Annotated in this window: 13 protein-coding genes; 6 read left to right on the forward strand and 7 right to left on the reverse strand. The window is 40.7% G+C overall.

Annotated features, from left to right (window positions below; genetic code table 11):
• Positions 1-290: 290 nt before the first annotated feature.
• The 5 genes from WN50_RS09890 to WN50_RS09910 all read right to left on the reverse strand — a co-directional run bounded on the left by WN50_RS09890 (position 291) and on the right by WN50_RS09910 (position 6,273).
• The gene (locus WN50_RS09890) at positions 291-2,171 is read right to left on the reverse strand and encodes an alpha/beta hydrolase (protein ID WP_046276471.1); all 1,881 of its coding nucleotides are present in this window, start codon (positions 2,169-2,171) and stop codon (positions 291-293) included.
• A 117-nt stretch (positions 2,172-2,288) separates the two neighbouring features.
• The gene (locus tag WN50_RS09895) at positions 2,289-3,605 is read right to left on the reverse strand and encodes a DUF2330 domain-containing protein (protein ID WP_046276472.1); all 1,317 of its coding nucleotides are present in this window, start codon (positions 3,603-3,605) and stop codon (positions 2,289-2,291) included.
• A 28-nt stretch (positions 3,606-3,633) separates the two neighbouring features.
• On the reverse strand, positions 3,634-4,476 hold the full coding sequence (locus WN50_RS09900) for an RnfABCDGE type electron transport complex subunit D (protein ID WP_046276473.1): 843 nt from the start codon (positions 4,474-4,476) through the stop codon (positions 3,634-3,636).
• A gap of 86 nt (positions 4,477-4,562) precedes the next feature.
• Positions 4,563-5,603: a patatin-like phospholipase family protein gene (locus WN50_RS09905; protein ID WP_046276474.1), complete on the reverse strand. Its 1,041-nt coding sequence runs from the start codon at positions 5,601-5,603 to the stop codon at positions 4,563-4,565.
• Positions 5,604-5,640: 37 nt separating this feature from the next.
• Positions 5,641-6,273, reverse strand: a complete 633-nt coding sequence (locus WN50_RS09910) for an HAD-IB family phosphatase (protein WP_046276475.1) — start codon at positions 6,271-6,273, stop codon at positions 5,641-5,643.
• A 309-nt stretch (positions 6,274-6,582) separates the two neighbouring features.
• On the opposite strand from WN50_RS09910, the gene tmpR reads away from it, so the two are divergent.
• Together tmpR and WN50_RS09925 are read left to right on the forward strand one after the other, a co-directional pair.
• Positions 6,583-7,302: a bifunctional dihydropteridine reductase/dihydrofolate reductase TmpR gene (tmpR, locus tag WN50_RS09920; RefSeq protein WP_046276477.1), complete on the forward strand. Its 720-nt coding sequence runs from the start codon at positions 6,583-6,585 to the stop codon at positions 7,300-7,302.
• A gap of 64 nt (positions 7,303-7,366) precedes the next feature.
• Positions 7,367-8,254, forward strand: a complete 888-nt coding sequence (locus WN50_RS09925) for a dihydropteroate synthase (RefSeq protein WP_046276478.1) — start codon at positions 7,367-7,369, stop codon at positions 8,252-8,254.
• Positions 8,255-8,285: 31 nt separating this feature from the next.
• Here the strand turns inward: WN50_RS09925 and folK are convergent, their stop codons facing one another.
• A complete protein-coding gene (gene folK, locus WN50_RS09930; protein WP_046276483.1) occupies positions 8,286-8,807 on the reverse strand; it encodes a 2-amino-4-hydroxy-6-hydroxymethyldihydropteridine diphosphokinase in 522 nt (173 codons plus the stop codon).
• A gap of 323 nt (positions 8,808-9,130) precedes the next feature.
• Here folK and folB point away from each other — a divergent pair, with 323 nt between their 5' ends.
• Positions 9,131-9,499, forward strand: a complete 369-nt coding sequence (folB, locus tag WN50_RS09935; RefSeq protein WP_046276484.1) for a dihydroneopterin aldolase — start codon at positions 9,131-9,133, stop codon at positions 9,497-9,499.
• 30 nt (positions 9,500-9,529) lie between these two features.
• Positions 9,530-9,982, forward strand: coding sequence for an NUDIX domain-containing protein (locus tag WN50_RS09940; protein ID WP_046276479.1), 453 nt, complete (start codon positions 9,530-9,532; stop codon positions 9,980-9,982).
• A gap of 41 nt (positions 9,983-10,023) precedes the next feature.
• Here the strand turns inward: WN50_RS09940 and WN50_RS09945 are convergent, their stop codons facing one another.
• The gene (locus tag WN50_RS09945; RefSeq protein WP_046276480.1) at positions 10,024-11,679 is read right to left on the reverse strand and encodes a YcjF family protein; all 1,656 of its coding nucleotides are present in this window, start codon (positions 11,677-11,679) and stop codon (positions 10,024-10,026) included.
• 145 nt (positions 11,680-11,824) lie between these two features.
• Between WN50_RS09945 and purH the strand changes: the two genes are divergently transcribed.
• A complete protein-coding gene (gene purH / locus WN50_RS09950; protein WP_046276481.1) occupies positions 11,825-13,372 on the forward strand; it encodes a bifunctional phosphoribosylaminoimidazolecarboxamide formyltransferase/IMP cyclohydrolase in 1,548 nt (515 codons plus the stop codon).
• Between the two features lie 101 nt (positions 13,373-13,473).
• Positions 13,474-14,952: a pentapeptide repeat-containing protein gene (locus tag WN50_RS09955; protein WP_046276482.1), complete on the forward strand. Its 1,479-nt coding sequence runs from the start codon at positions 13,474-13,476 to the stop codon at positions 14,950-14,952.
• Positions 14,953-15,161: the final 209 nt, after the last annotated feature.

Below are 15,161 nucleotides of genomic sequence, written 5' to 3' on the forward strand. Positions count from 1 at the left end.
GTTGAGAAAGGAAAACTCACCACAAAGAAACAAAGACAGGAAGATTCGCTCTTTGTGTCTCTGTACCTTTGTGTTTTTCTTCAGATGACATTGTTGAGAAAGGAAAACTCACCACAAAGAAACAAAGACAGGAAGATTCGCTCTTTGTGTCTCTGTACCTTTGTGTTTTTCTTCAGATGACATTGTTGAGAAAGGAAAACTCACCACAAAGAAACAAAGACAGGAAGATTCGCTCTTTGTGTCTCTGTGCCTTTGTGTTTTTCTTCAGTTGAATTTCAAAGGGTTTGATTTTAACGGGTTCCCTGACTCATAAACGGTTGACAAGGCCAGAAACGGATGGGTGTATCTTTGATTAAACGGTTAATTTCAGCGCTCGCTTCGGTGTGAGACAAGTCATCTCGGGTAATCAAAAATTTCAAGATCTTAAAACTCGGTGTCTCAACGAGGTAATAACCGCTATGTACATCAATTTTTTGGCGAAAATTTGCAATGGTATTTATCGCATCAATTATCAAACCATTCCAGATATTTAACTGCCAATCAACGGTATTTACGCCTTTCATTTGGGAACAGTCGAGATAATTGAACTTTTCAAATAAGTCGTAGGCTGAAGTGGGTTCTACGGCTGGTTGTGTCGTTACCATCACTCGAATATAAGGACGATATTCGGTTTGATTTTGCACGGTTTTAATCGGTTTTAGATAAACATTTCCTAACCGTAATCCTGACATTTCTAAACTGGGTTCGGTAAACCAATTGCCGAGTAAAGACAGATATCGGAGAACCAGATCTCGATCACTGGAAAATAAGTAAATTTCTTGACAGCGTTGAATGGCAGAGCGGACATAGTTATTCCGTCCTTCTCGCAGGAATTCTAGGGGGATATCAGGGGCAGATAAAATGAGTTTATTTAGAATTAGATAATCTCCCATCTGATTTTTTTGTTCTTCAATTCGTTCGTCTTTGCCGAATTTATCGGATAATATTCTCAAAACATTGACTAATACTAATCCTCCCATACTATGCCCGATTAAATTGACGTTTAAAGGGGGAAAAGTCGGATCAGGTTGAGTTTCGGGGTCAAACGGCATACTCATATAAGGATTTTGCCCCAAGACTTTATCTAAGCGCCAAAAGAACTCTGCTAAGTCTGGTGCGCCGTAATGAATGGCTCGATAGCGATCGCGTTGATAGACGACTAATCGCAAAATTTGCATTAATAATAACCACAGGACAAAGACGACAAAAACTACCGCTTGCCACTGTACAATTAATGCTCCGATTTTTGAGAAGTTGAACCAAGCCCAAAGCGGATCTAAAATGGGTTCAAATCCGAAAGTTTGTAAGAGGGGAACAATGGCTAAAGCCGCAAGGATATAAAGCACTGTTCCGGCTGTCAAAGCCAATAATGCCATCGTTAATAAAAACTTGAAGAAAATCCCCCAATTGTATCGCGCATCTGTCCAGAGTGCGGGGGTAAAAAAGGGTTGTTCTCCCGGCCAAGTATAGCCAATATAAGCACTTTTATCTTCTAAGGTGCCAATATAATTAATCGGCCCTTTCAAGCACAAGGATTCCGCTTCACTATCAAAAGATGTATAGAATAGTTCTGCGGGAGTTGAGTAACCATGAGTTCTCAGAGTCAAGCGTTTGAAGTTTTGCGATCGCAGGATAATCCCCAACTCCGCAATATTAAAGAGGGGACGAAATTGATCGATTGGCGGTAATTTTCGAGCCACATTTAATGAAGTTGGGGCTGTACTAATGACTAAAAAGATGTTAGAATATTCTCGATTCACAAAAACTTCAAAGTTGCGACTCACCGCCGGGGTAAACTGTTTATTGTGCCAATTATTCAGGGTGCGAATCACGTAATTTTCATTCACTTGTTTGGCAAATTCTGGGTATTCATTCGGATCACAAGTTGAATGAATTGCCTCGACAATCGCCTGTTCTCTGTTATAACCGCCATAGGTGGGTAAACCATAAACCGTTTCGGGTTTAACGCCTGTGGGTTGAGTGTAAGCAAGCTGCACAATACGGGCTTTTGTCCATCCGTCAGAAAAGGGTGCTGCATTGCGAATAATTGACTCTAACCAACGGCGATCATTGTTGAGGGTTTCTTTGTGCCACTCCAAAGGTAAACGTTCATAGGTCCGCTCAATTTCCATAGCCTTTCTAATGGGGGTATTTTTGGCAGAGATTCACTCTATTTATAGCAGGAAATCTGCCGAAAAACTAGGGATGAGTCTCTCAATCTAACTTAATAAAATGTCACAGTTGGTTCGTTAATCCCATAACTGCCGCCACCAGGGTTTTTCTTCAACGGGGAGTAAATGGGCTTGACTGCGAATATCGTTAATATTCCAATTGGTTAACCGGGCTAAATTTTGGATTTCTTCTTCTTGTCGATCGCGAACAGATTCTTGATAGGCGTCAGCGAGATCGCAAGTCATTTCACCTGTGTAGGGATGATTAATCACATATCGTCCTTGAAATAACTCTTGATTTCCGGTTTCTTGAAACTGTAAATCTTCCGGGAACGTCTCACGAGTATACCGCAGATGAACCCGACTGATAAACACATTTGTCTGTTGTCCGGGGTTTAACCAAAAGACACCTGCTTGCTTCAATTCTTCAGGGGTTAAGGGGTCAGCCGCACAAGGATCACAGCCTTGCATATTCCAAGAATATTCTAAAAATCCGACTCTTTTTTGTTCTTGTTCATAGGCGGTTTTAAACATTGCTTGGTAGAAATCGGCAAACTTATTTTGAATAAATTCAGGAACGTCTACATTAGACGGAATTTTCACTGTTCGATAGTTGGTCATTTCGGTTTGACCTTGAGGAGAAAGCAAGTAAACAATTAAATCTTGTTCTCCGGTGGCGTTCATCATCCCTAAGCGAATCGGTAACATAAATCGGGGTGATTCATAAGCCATCATCAATGGACGTAACGATTGAAAACCCGCCTGATCAAATTCGGTTAAATTGACTTTAGCAACAAAAAACTTTAAATTTTGTCGAATATAAGGTTGTAAAAGCTGACTCGCTCCTTGAGGGATTTGATACCCATTTTGAATCAGCCAAGTTTCTAATCCATCGGATTCTTTTGCGCTTAAAATAATAATATCATATTCTCCGACGGTAAAGCGAGATTCTACAGTTACACCTAACGTTTTATTGCTTTGGGCTTCAGCTTCTGGGGCTGATTGCAGAAACACATCTCCGCCGCCTCGGGTGCCTCCACCGGGATAAGTCATACAAGGATTATCATCAAAATATTCAACCAGTCGAGGCGCACTAAAAGCATCAATTCGTTCAATGATTTTGGGTTCACCGACTCGCACTTGATCTTCAGTTAAAACAACGGGAACTGGAACAACTAATGCAAAATCTTTAACGTCTCCTTTGTAGTCATTCGCCATTGTTAAAACGGTGCGATTTCCATTTCTCGCCAGAATAACTTGTGAGGCTTGGTTGTATAAACGACTATCGGCTTTCGCGACGTAAAATCCACAAAACGCCCAAGCAGAGGGCGCAAATAGAGTAAAAACTGCTAGAATTAAGGGGAGGAGAATTGAAAGTTGAGGAATCTTTTTCATGGTCAGTCAACAAAAGAAAAAAAATAGGTTAAAGGGAAAACTGAGTTGAACGAGAATTTAACCACATAAACCGAGGATTTGACCAAATTTCATCGAAAACTAGCGTTAGGGGAGACAGGAGAAATAAAGCCCAAAATATAGCGGTTGACAAAAAGAATAAATGCTGTAGAATAAACGTGAGAACAGCGATACTCATTGCCCAAATGATCCGACTTTTAGAAGCATTGGGAATGGAACGAGGATCGGTTAACATAAATAGGGCAAATAATAGCAAACTCCCACTCATTAACTGATGAGTATAGACATCAAAACTCCATCCTAAATAGAGATGACGAATGGCTTCTAGTCCGGCGTAGGTGGCTAAAAATGTGGCTGAGGTTTCCCAACGTCCGACTTGTTTTAAGATCATTCCACCCAGTCCTAAGAATAACAGAAAATACCAGCTTTCGGTTCCCCATTGTCCGGGAGAAACCCAAGCATCGGAGGTGAGGGTTAAAGCCGTAATAATTCCAAAGTTAGCTGGGTTGAAGAAATGTTTGCCTCGGTAATGTAAAATAAACTTACTGGCGATCGCACAAACTCCGGCGAGTATCATCGTTGTTTCACTGTTAGCCCGCAATAATAAACATAATCCCAAAGCGGTAATTACAGCACTTTTCCAGGAGGATAAACTTGCTTTATTAAAGTCCCCAACTTGAAGCGATTGAGAATTTAATTGTTGTAACCCAATCATCAAACCCTGGGTTAATAAACAAGTGCCAATCACTGCTATGATGAATTCAGGTTTAATGGTCCAGTCTCTGGTATTAACCCCTAAACCTAAAAAGAGGGAAAGAAACAAAATTTGAGCATTCCGAGCATCTTTAAACATGGTTTATCCGGCGGTGTGCTGTCTAGTGATCTCTGACGGTTTGAATGATTTTAATTGTTCCTGCAATCTTCACTAATTTTTTGACGCTACATCAACAGCAAATCAATAAAATCATCCAGACGATTTTGATATTTTTCGGTTTGTTCTTGACCTAACTTAACAATACTCCGAAGATTAACGTCTGAAGTATTATCAATCGGGAATATATCTTGATCCTTCAAAACCGGACTAATTCGCAGATATTGACTATGTTTTTCGATCGCGTCATAAATTTGCTTCATCTGATAATCAACGGTTTCAGATACTCCCGTCATAATGATATCAAACAACGGAATTAACCATTCAATCTTACCCCAGTTTCTCGCTTTATTGTAGGGATAGATTCGTTTAACATCGCCAGTTCCTAAAGAAAGAATAACCATTTCATTGGCAGTCGGGCCACTTTCATAACGTTCATCTAAATTAAAGTAACGGTTAAATTTATGACGAACTTCTGCATAAGCACAAAGGGCGGGATTATTAGCAAAAACTCCCCCATCAACAAAGGTATAAACTTCATTTTTCAGAGATCTAATTTGAGCAACTTCAAAAAAAGTCGGAGCCGCACTTGTCGAACGAACAACATCTCGAACTAAAAAATCATATCGAGAATCAAGCCGTGCATCATGTTGAGTAAAAAAATGAGCTTTGCGTTGTTCAATTTCATAAGCCGTAATTAAACTTGGCTTTAAAAGTTGACTCAATCTTAAATCTCCAAAGAAAGTAGCCAAGAGTTTTTCAAAGCTATAGTGAGAATACTTTTCATTGAGAAATCCTCCAAAATTCAGTAAACTATGCAAAAAGGATTTTGCAAAAATTTGATCAGACTTCTCATAATAAAACTGTAAAACTTCCTCTGCGGATAGCATGGGTTTAGTTGGCGAGTTGGGATCAGGACATAAATATAAGCTCGTTAAAATCCCTCCGGCACTACTCCCGGCAAGCAAATCAAAATATTCAGCCAGTTTAGCCTGGGGATTTCCCGTTTTTTCCTGTAATTTTTGCTCAACATAAATCAAAATTTTAGCTGGGATTAAACCGCGCACGCCGCCGCCATCAATCGATAAAATCCGAGTAAATTTAGCCATATCAATTCAGCCTCCAAACTAATAAAATCGAGAACAACTAGCGATTCCAACGTTGAGCCAAATAATCGCGGACTTCAAAAAAGTCATTCCAAAAAATATAAGATTTTTGCTGATGATCAAGGTATTGAGCAAGGCGATCTCGAGCAAACACAAGCGGCGAACTCAGAGCCATATTTAAGTCGGTGACTGAATCTCCAATCGCTACTTTTTCATCACTTTCATACAAATCCATAATCTTCACTTTGGCAACTAATTCAGTGCCAGCTTCAAACTCAGATTTAACCCGCCAATACTCTCCCTGACTGTCAATATCAACAGCATAAATCGCCGCAACCCGATTGATTAATTCGCCTAATACCGTTTCAACCATAATCCGAATTCCCCCGGAAACCACGACAAAAGGAACCGCTTGACTATCCAAAAAATCAATCAATTCTACCAATCCAGGGCGAATCTGCTGACTTTGAGAAAAGGCAATCACTTCTGGATATCGTACCGAAGGAATCGACTCCAACATCTGTCGTACCCCTTGACGTAGGGTTAACTCTCGATTGTACAATTTTGGCATAATCTCCGCCGACATTTTAGGAGTAAACTGTTTGAGCATGGCAACAAAAGTTTCTTCGGCGGTTATCGTGCCATCAAAATCACAGAAAACAATAGGTTTCATGGTGGTGTTGATCTATACTACTATTGAAGTGATCCTATTCAGTAGAGTGTCTACGCGAAAATCCCCTCCTCTAATTGTTGATATTCTGCTGTTTATCGTTTTAACATGGTTGGGTTACGAATTCTTCAACAGATTTTTGAGGGGTTCCTCCCATTCTCAGATTAGTGTTGGCGAAAAAATTTTGATTCCTACAGCAACAAACCCCAGTTGATTCTAAGCTTTAAGATGATTAATCCTAACGTAAATCAACTGCGGTAACATAAAAAAATACAAATTCAATGTTATGACTGATAAAGAAGCAAAATCAGAATGCTAAAACAAGCACTCGTCACGGGATCAGCAACGGGGATCGGACGAGCGATCGCCCTCGACCTGGCCCAACAAGGATTTGATGTTGCCTTTCACTACAACCGCAATCAACAAGCAGCCAACCAAGCCGCTCAGGAAGCCCAAACCTATGGCGTTAAAGCAATCACCCTTCAGGCAGATATTACCGACAGCGATCGCGCCCAATCACTCGTTGATCAGGCTGCTGATCGTTTAGGAGGATTATCAGTGATGATCAACAATGTTGGCAACTTTTTGCAACGGAAAACAAGCGAAGTTTCTCTAGAAGAATGGCACGAAATCCTTAACTCCAACCTGAATTCTACCTTTTACACAACTCGCACAGCCATTCCCTATCTCAAAGCCGCAGGCGGGGGTCGTATCATTAATTTTGCCTGTGCAAGCGCTCAAAACGTCCTCGCTCGAAACCTCGATACACCCTATATGATTGCTAAAACGGGCATTATTATTTATACCAAATCCCTAGCCGTTGAACTGATACCCGATCAGATTACCGCCAATATCATCGCACCGGGAGTTGTTGAAAATTCCGTTGGTTTAGAAGGGGTTATTCCTCGCTTACCCAGTAAACGCCCCGCCACCCTGCAAGAAATCACCAATGCGGTTAGGTTTTTTCTGGCTCCCACAGCCGACTATATCACAGGCCAAGTATTAGAAGTATCGGGAGGCTGGAAATTGTAGTCTATGGGGTGCTATGCTTTGAACGAACCTAATATAAAACCATCTCGGTTAACACGATTTACCTATGCTTCGGCTTGAGGATCTCTACGAAATTCACGAAAAATATCAGCCTGCTCTTGATGCCCAAGTTGAAACATTTGCGATCGGCGATCAGATCTTCGATTTTAACGTGCGATCAGCAATTTTAGGCGTTGTCAATCTTTCTAAAGATTCCAAACACAAAGAAAGTATTTGCTTGACGACAGAGCAAGCGATTCGTCGTAGCATTATTCTGAATACTGGGGGCGCTGATATTATTGATATTGGTTCGGAAGCAACAGGTAGCAAGGCAGAGCGAGTCGAGGATTTTAAACAAATCAGCATGATTATTCCTCTGCTTCGTGATCTGCACAAACGGGGAATTTTGACTTCTGTAGAAACATACAACCCGCAAGTGGCAAAAGAATGCTTGCAAGCTGGGGCAAATATAATCAACTTGACGGGTTCAAAAGACAGCGAAGCCATTTATCGACTGGTTTCAGAATTCGATGCTGGAGTGATCATTTGCTACCTTCAAGGGGGAAATGCCAGGGAAGTTGTTAACTTTACGGCAGGAGACGATCCGGTTGAGCTAATGTACGAGTATTTCGCAAGAGAAATAGAAGTCGCCACTCGCTTAGGAGTCAAGAAAATCTTTATCGATGCTGGGTTTGGTTTTGAATACCAAAATCTCAAAGAAAGTCTGCTGAGAATTCGCTATCAAATGAAAACGATGCTAACCAGCTTTCGACTGAGGACGTTAGGATTTCCGATTTGTCAACAACTTCCCCATGCCTTTGAATTCTTTGGAGAAGAACGTCGCAATGGTCAACTTTTTTTTGCTGTACTTGCTCTTCTCGGAAAAACTGATCTGATCAGAACCCATGAAGTTCCGAAAATCAAGGCAGTCTTAGATACAATGGACTTTTTTTAGATCAAGTCACCGAAAGAAAGACATCCAAACTTCAAATGGATAAGACTTTATTGACTCCTGAGCGCTCCACTTGTTCAAGCAATTCAGCAATTGTCTTCCCGGAGATCGGATCGATCCAATGGGGTGCAATCTCTGCTAAAGGAACCAAAACAAAAGCCCGTTCACTCATACGAGGATGGGGAACTTGTAGATCAGGAGTTTCTAAGATAAAATCCTCAAACAAAATTAAATCCAGGTCAAGAGTTCGTGGCCCCCAACGCTCTTGACGAACACGACCAAATTGATTTTCAACGTTGAGTAAAGTTTGGAGTAATTGGTAAGGTGTGAGTTGTACTTCTAGCAAAGCACAAGCGTTGAGATAGTCCGGTTGCGCTGGGCCAATGGGGGCTGTTTTGTACCAACTTGATCGCCGTTTGACCCGAATTTCGGGAATGTGATCAAGAGTTTGCAGGGCTTTTTCTAAGGTTTCACCAGAGTCACCCAAATTGCTCCCCAGGGCAATAGCAGTTTGGTAAAATCGGGGTACTACAAAGGAAGATATGCGATCGCTCATAAAAACTTGATCCATCTAGATTTATCTGTTCTACTGCCCTTGACTCTCAGTATTATAATCCTTAGAGGACTCATCCTGTAGATCGCAAGGTGCTAACTTTTTTCTCTCAGTCTAGGCAGTTGAGCGATAGTTATCGTCCCTAAACTTAGGCCAAGAACTGAAGTCATCAAACTTATTGATAATAGATATCTGAGTCTAATAAAATCTGAATAGAGTTGGTGTACAGAAAAAACGTTCAACCCTTTTTAAAGCCCATTCAATTTAGTTAATCGTTGAAGCGTTTTCATGTTATTTTAGAGTTAAATCAACTAAAGCGAGGATGGATGGATAAAATCGAGATCGTGGGCCTACGCTACTACGGTTATACGGGATACTTACCTGAAGAAAAGGTACTGGGTCAGTGGTTTGAAGTCGATTTAACGCTATGGCTTGACTTAGCTGTTGTCGGAAAAAGTGATCTCTTAGAAGATACCTTAGATTACCGCCAAGCCACTGATTGTGTCCGCCAGCAAATTGAAACCTCTAAAAGCGACACTATCGAATATTTGGCGACCCAAATGATTCAGTCTTTACTCCAACTTGATCGCGTCGAGAAAGTCTGCCTACGCTTGACGAAAGTTGTGCCGCCTATTCCCGGTTTTCCGGGCAAAATTGCTGTAGAATTGACTCGCTCCAGAGACAATTTGTTTTAGTCCCCTCTAACAATTGCGAAAATTTCGGTTATGCTAGATCAAACTTCAACAGTCAGAGAATCTCTTCGCCAGCTATTTCCTTTAACAACAGTAGGAGCATTAGTCGCTCATCCAAGCGGACGAGTTTTGATTGTTAGGACGACAAAATGGAAAGGGACTTGGGGTGTTCCGGGTGGTAAAGTGGAATGGGGAGAAACCCTTGAAAAAGCTTTACTCAGAGAGTTTAAAGAAGAAGTCGGGCTAGAGTTATTTAATGTGCGCTTTGCATTGTTGCAAGAAGCGGTTATTGATCCTCAATTCGTGCGAGAGGCTCATTTCATTATGGCTAACTACTACGCTTGTTGTCAAAGCGAAACCATTTCTCCCAACGAAGAAATTGAGGAATGGGCGTGGGTGACTCCTCAACAAGCGCTGGAGGAGCATCCTTTAAATTATTACACTCGCGTTTTAGTTCAAGACTACTTGCGAACGCAAATCTCCTAAAACCGATTAATGATAACCTGCCATAGTTGATTGTTCAAGACTTACCAATCCTCTCGCTTGTAATCCCTATCAATCCAATCATTTTCAAACGGATTAACAGAACGTTTTTGGATTTGAACAGGGAGGTTAAATTCTTGTTTTGGTTCTTCATCATCTTCTTCCTCCTCCTCGTCTTCTTCTGATAAATTCAAGTTCAAGGGTTCAATAACATGGGCAATCGCATCTTGAATAAAACTTTTGACAAACTCATCTTTTCGAGTCAGTTTAAACTGTCGTTGTACCACTTCTGTTATTCCTCCGTCTCCCCAATCTTGATCTTGACGGAAATATTCAATAAAACTTTTACCCGCAATGCGAGTTAAATAAGCCGCCGTAACGGCTTGAATTGCCTTGCCAATCACTATCGTCCCAAAATGAAATTGTAGGGCAGTTGCCACTAATTTTATCGCCCCTTGCACAACGCCTAAACTGGCTAATGTCTTGGCTAAAGATAAGGCTAATTCCCGCCCCCGTTCTAAATTTAATTCACAGCCATAAATCTTGCCAATTTCCACCACCATTTGAGCATTAACCGCAGCAGTTGCTAACAAATCAACTACAGGTAAAGGCGTTACTGCAATCACTCCCGCCCCTATCCATTGAAACCGTTCAACCACTTTATTCGCTTGACGACGGCGTTGAGTATCCAATAAATTGCGGGCTTCTTCTCCTAAACGTTGAGATTGTAATAACATATTATCAGCAATTAAATCTTCCCCTTCTTCTCGTAAAATCTTGGCAATTCGACGAATTAACGGCATAATATCCGGTTCGGCTTGAAACTGTTCTCCAGTCTCCAAAATAACGGCTTGAGGATTAGCCGCAACGCTAACAATATCTTCCGGCGAAATAAACGCTTGCAGCCGTTCTTCTAGACGAGAAAGAATAATATTTTGATCTTCTTCTGTATACAAGTCAATTTTATTAAAAATTAACAGCGATCGCTTGCCAATTTCTGCTAAACTATAGAGAGGTTGATATTCCGATTGTCGCAAATCGTTATCAACCACAAATAGTAATAAATCCGCTTCTGTTGCCAAAGTTCGCGCTAATTTTCCCCGTTCCGAACCCGCCGTTCCCGCTTCTAAAATTCCCGGTGTATCGGTAATTAAAATCTCTCGTTCTAACCCTTTTAATTGCAAACGATAGGTTTCTCCAACTTCTGTCGTTCCCATCGGCGCATTTACCTTTCCCACCATTCGCCCCATTAACGCATTTACAATCGATGTTTTTCCCGCAGAACCCGTACCAAAAATAACAACTTTAAGATTACCCCGAGATATATATTCTGCGATTTCATCTGTTCGATTAATAATCGCTTGACGGGCGACTTCATCTTGAATGTGATCAACCTGTTGGCGAATCGTTTTTAAAGATTCTTCGGTTGCTGAGGCTTTATCGACAGGAACCCGCAAATTTGAGGGGCGTTTTTTACGAGATTTGCCAGTTTTTTTGAATAATCCGGTATAATAAAAAAAGGCAAAAATTAACAGCCCCAATAAAACAATAATTAACAGCAACAGCAAATTCGCTAAAATCGGATGAGCAGACCAAGCAATTTGACTGTATAATCCAGAGATAGACGTGATTAGCCAAATCATCAACCCCAGAATTAGACAGACGCCGAAAATTAGAAGCAAAAAGCGAGAGATAGTCATAGCAAAAGACGGAGAAACCGCAGCAAATGAACTCAGATTACCTTCTATGTTAGCGAGGATTGAATCAAACGAGAGAAATCGATGAGGTATAACGCTGAATCAATGTCAAAATAGTAAAGTTGTTTGTAGATTGGAAGTTGGCATCATGGCACGTTTGGCACTCTTGAGTACATCCGATAAAACAGGACTCATCGAATTTGCCCAAATCTTAGTCAAAGAATTTGAGTTTGATTTAATCAGTAGTGGGGGTACTGCAAAAGCCTTGAAAGAAGCAGGTTTATCCGTTACCAAAGTCTCTGATTATACCGGATTTCCTGAAATTTTAGGGGGACGAGTCAAAACCTTACATCCCCGTATTCATGGGGGAATTTTAGCCCGTCGAGATGTTCCCGAAGATTTACAACAGTTAGAAACCCATGAAATTCGCCCGATAGATTTAGTAGTTGTTAATCTTTATCCCTTTGAACAAACGATAGCAAAAGCAGGCGTAACATTAGCTGAAGCGATTGAAAATATTGATATTGGTGGGCCGACTTTGTTAAGGGCATCAGCAAAAAATTATGCTCATTTAACGGTATTATGTAATCCCGAACAATATCCAGAATATATTGAACAACTGCGTCAAAATCAAGGCGATATTTCTTTAGAGTTTCGGCAAAATTGCGCGTTAAAAGCCTTTCGCCATACCGCAACTTATGATCAGGCAATTTCAGCTTATTTACAACAACAAGAAACCCCCGAAGAAACCCCTCTCCCTTCAGTTTATACCGTAAGCGGCAGCGAATTACAAGCCCTACGGTATGGAGAAAATCCTCATCAACCTGCAACTTGGTATCAAACGGGAACTGTTGCAACAGGTTGGGCTGGCGGAAAAATATTACAAGGAAAACCGTTAAGTTATAATAATTTAGTGGATTTAGAAGCCGCTAGACGAATTATTTCCGAGTTTCCTGATGAACCCGCAGCCGCCATTTTAAAGCATACCAATCCCTGCGGCGTTGCAATGGGAAATAGTCTTTCTGAAGCCTATCAAAAAGCCTTTGAGGCGGATTCTGTTTCCGCTTTTGGGGGAATTGTCGCCTTAAATCGGGCCATTGATGCCGATACAGCAACGGCATTAACCCAAACCTTTTTAGAATGTATTGTCGCCCCCAGTTGTACCCCAGAAGCCTCAGATATTCTTCACAAAAAATCAAAACTGAGAGTATTTATTTTACCCGATTTAATGCAAGGGCCGTCACAAACCGTTAAAATGATTGCGGGGGGATTTTTAGTACAAACTTCCGATGATGCGGTAGAAAACCCTCAAGAATGGCAAGTAGTAACAGAAAAACAACCCACCCCCGAACAATTAGCCGAATTATTGTTAGCCTGGAAAGTGGTTAAACACGTTAAATCTAACGCCATTGTTGTGACAAAAAACCGCACAACTTTAGGGGTTGGCGCCGGACAAATGAACCGGGTTGGTTCGGTTAAAATTGCCCTAGAACAAGCGGGAGGAAACGCCAAAGGGGGATATTTAGCCAGTGATGGATTTTTCCCTTTTGATGACTCAGTACGCACCGCAGCAGCAGCCGGAATTACAGCCATAGTTCAACCGGGAGGAAGTGTGAGAGATGAAGATTCTATTAAAGCTGCAAATGAGTTAGGGGTGATTATGGTATTAACCGGAATGCGTCATTTCTTACATTAATTAAAAAGCAGGATGGGTTAGCGTGAGCATAACCCATCAAGTTGAAACCTCTTGTGATCTTTCAAATGTGCTATAATCGGAATACATGATGTAGTACAACGATGAACCGACAAGACGTAATAGATGCTTATCAAGCGGGACAACGAACATTTCAGGATCTCGAAGATATTGATCTTACAGGTGTTGATCTCAGCTATAGCAATATAACAAATCTAAAAAATGTGCTGTTAGAAGGCGCAAATCTCAGCCATAGCAATATAGCAAATCTAGAAAGTGTATTGTTAGAAGGAGCCGATCTTAGCTACAGCAAAATAACAAATCTGTATCATGTTTATTTACAAGGAGCCGATCTTAGCTACAGCAAAATAACAAATCTGTATTATGTTTATTTACAAGGTGCAAATCTCAGCCATGCCGAGTTTGAGAGGGGAAATTTTGAATATCTCGAAGATGTTGATCTCACAGGTGTTGATCTCAGCTACAGCAATATAAGCGAACTTAAAAATGTTTGTTTACAAGGAGCAAATCTCAGCCATAGCAATATACTATATCTAGAAGATGTATTGTTAGAAGGAGCCGACCTCAGCTACAGCAAGATAAGCGAACTTAAAAATGTTTGTTTACAAGGAGCAAATCTTAGCCATGCGACCTTAGAGTCAGCTTTTGAAGATGTAGACTTTCAAAGAGCTAATCTCAGTCATGCCGATTTAGGAGGGGATTCGTGTGTTAATTTTTATTATTGTGATTTAAGTGAAGCAAACTTGAGCAATACACGTTTGTTCTATGCTATTTTTTGGTGGCATTGCTGTTTTACAGGAGCTAATTTTAGTAACGCTCGTTTTTGTGAGGTTTCGTGGCACGAGTCAAGTAGGAGCGGTCAGCCTCTAGTTGATTTGCGCCAAGTTAATTTCACGAATGCCTATTTTTATGATGCGCGTTTTTATGGATGTAATCTCAGTCACTCAACTTTTCACAACGCTAATCTTCAAGGTACATTTATTAGTGATTCTTGTCTCTGTGACTTGACTGGAGTGAGTTTGGAGGGCGTTTTTCTCAATAGTAATTGGCAATACTTTCCTAAGATAGTTTACCCTTCGGAGTTAGAAGCAATTCTACTAAAACCAGGATTAGATCTTAGTGGTATTGATTTACAAAATCGTCGGCTTAATGAGCTTAATTTCAGCAAAGTTAATTTAACCGGTGCTAATTTAACGGGTGCTGATTTAACGGATGCTAATTTAACGGATGCTAATTTAACGGGTGCTAATTTAACAAGAGCTAATTTAACGGGTGCTAATCTAACGGGTACTAATTTAACGGGTGCTGATTTAACGGGTGCTGATTTAACGGATGCTAATCTAACGGGTGCTAATTTAACAAGAGCTAATCTAACGGGTGCTAATCTAACAGATGCTAATCTAACAGATGCTAATCTAACGGATGCTAATTTAGCTCAAACTTCATTAAAAAAAGCCCTATTTAAAGAAGCTAATTTAACGAATGCTTTATTTCTTACAGAAGAGCATTTGAAAGAAGCAATTTTTGCAAATACAATCATGCCGAATGGTACTCTCCTGTAAATTTTTTTCTGGAGTTAACAGAAAAATTGAATGAATAAAAACCACGAAATACAGAGAAAAACCAGAGAAAACATTCGTGTTCTCTGTATGTTCTTGGTTGGTTTTCACCCTACAATTTTAAGGGGAAAGGCGGGTGACAGTAAAAAGTTTGGGATTTCAACAGTTCATATGATATCCGACTAATCAATCATCCCAAGTGTAGGGGCGGG

This window comes from Limnoraphis robusta CS-951 (assembly GCF_000972705.2).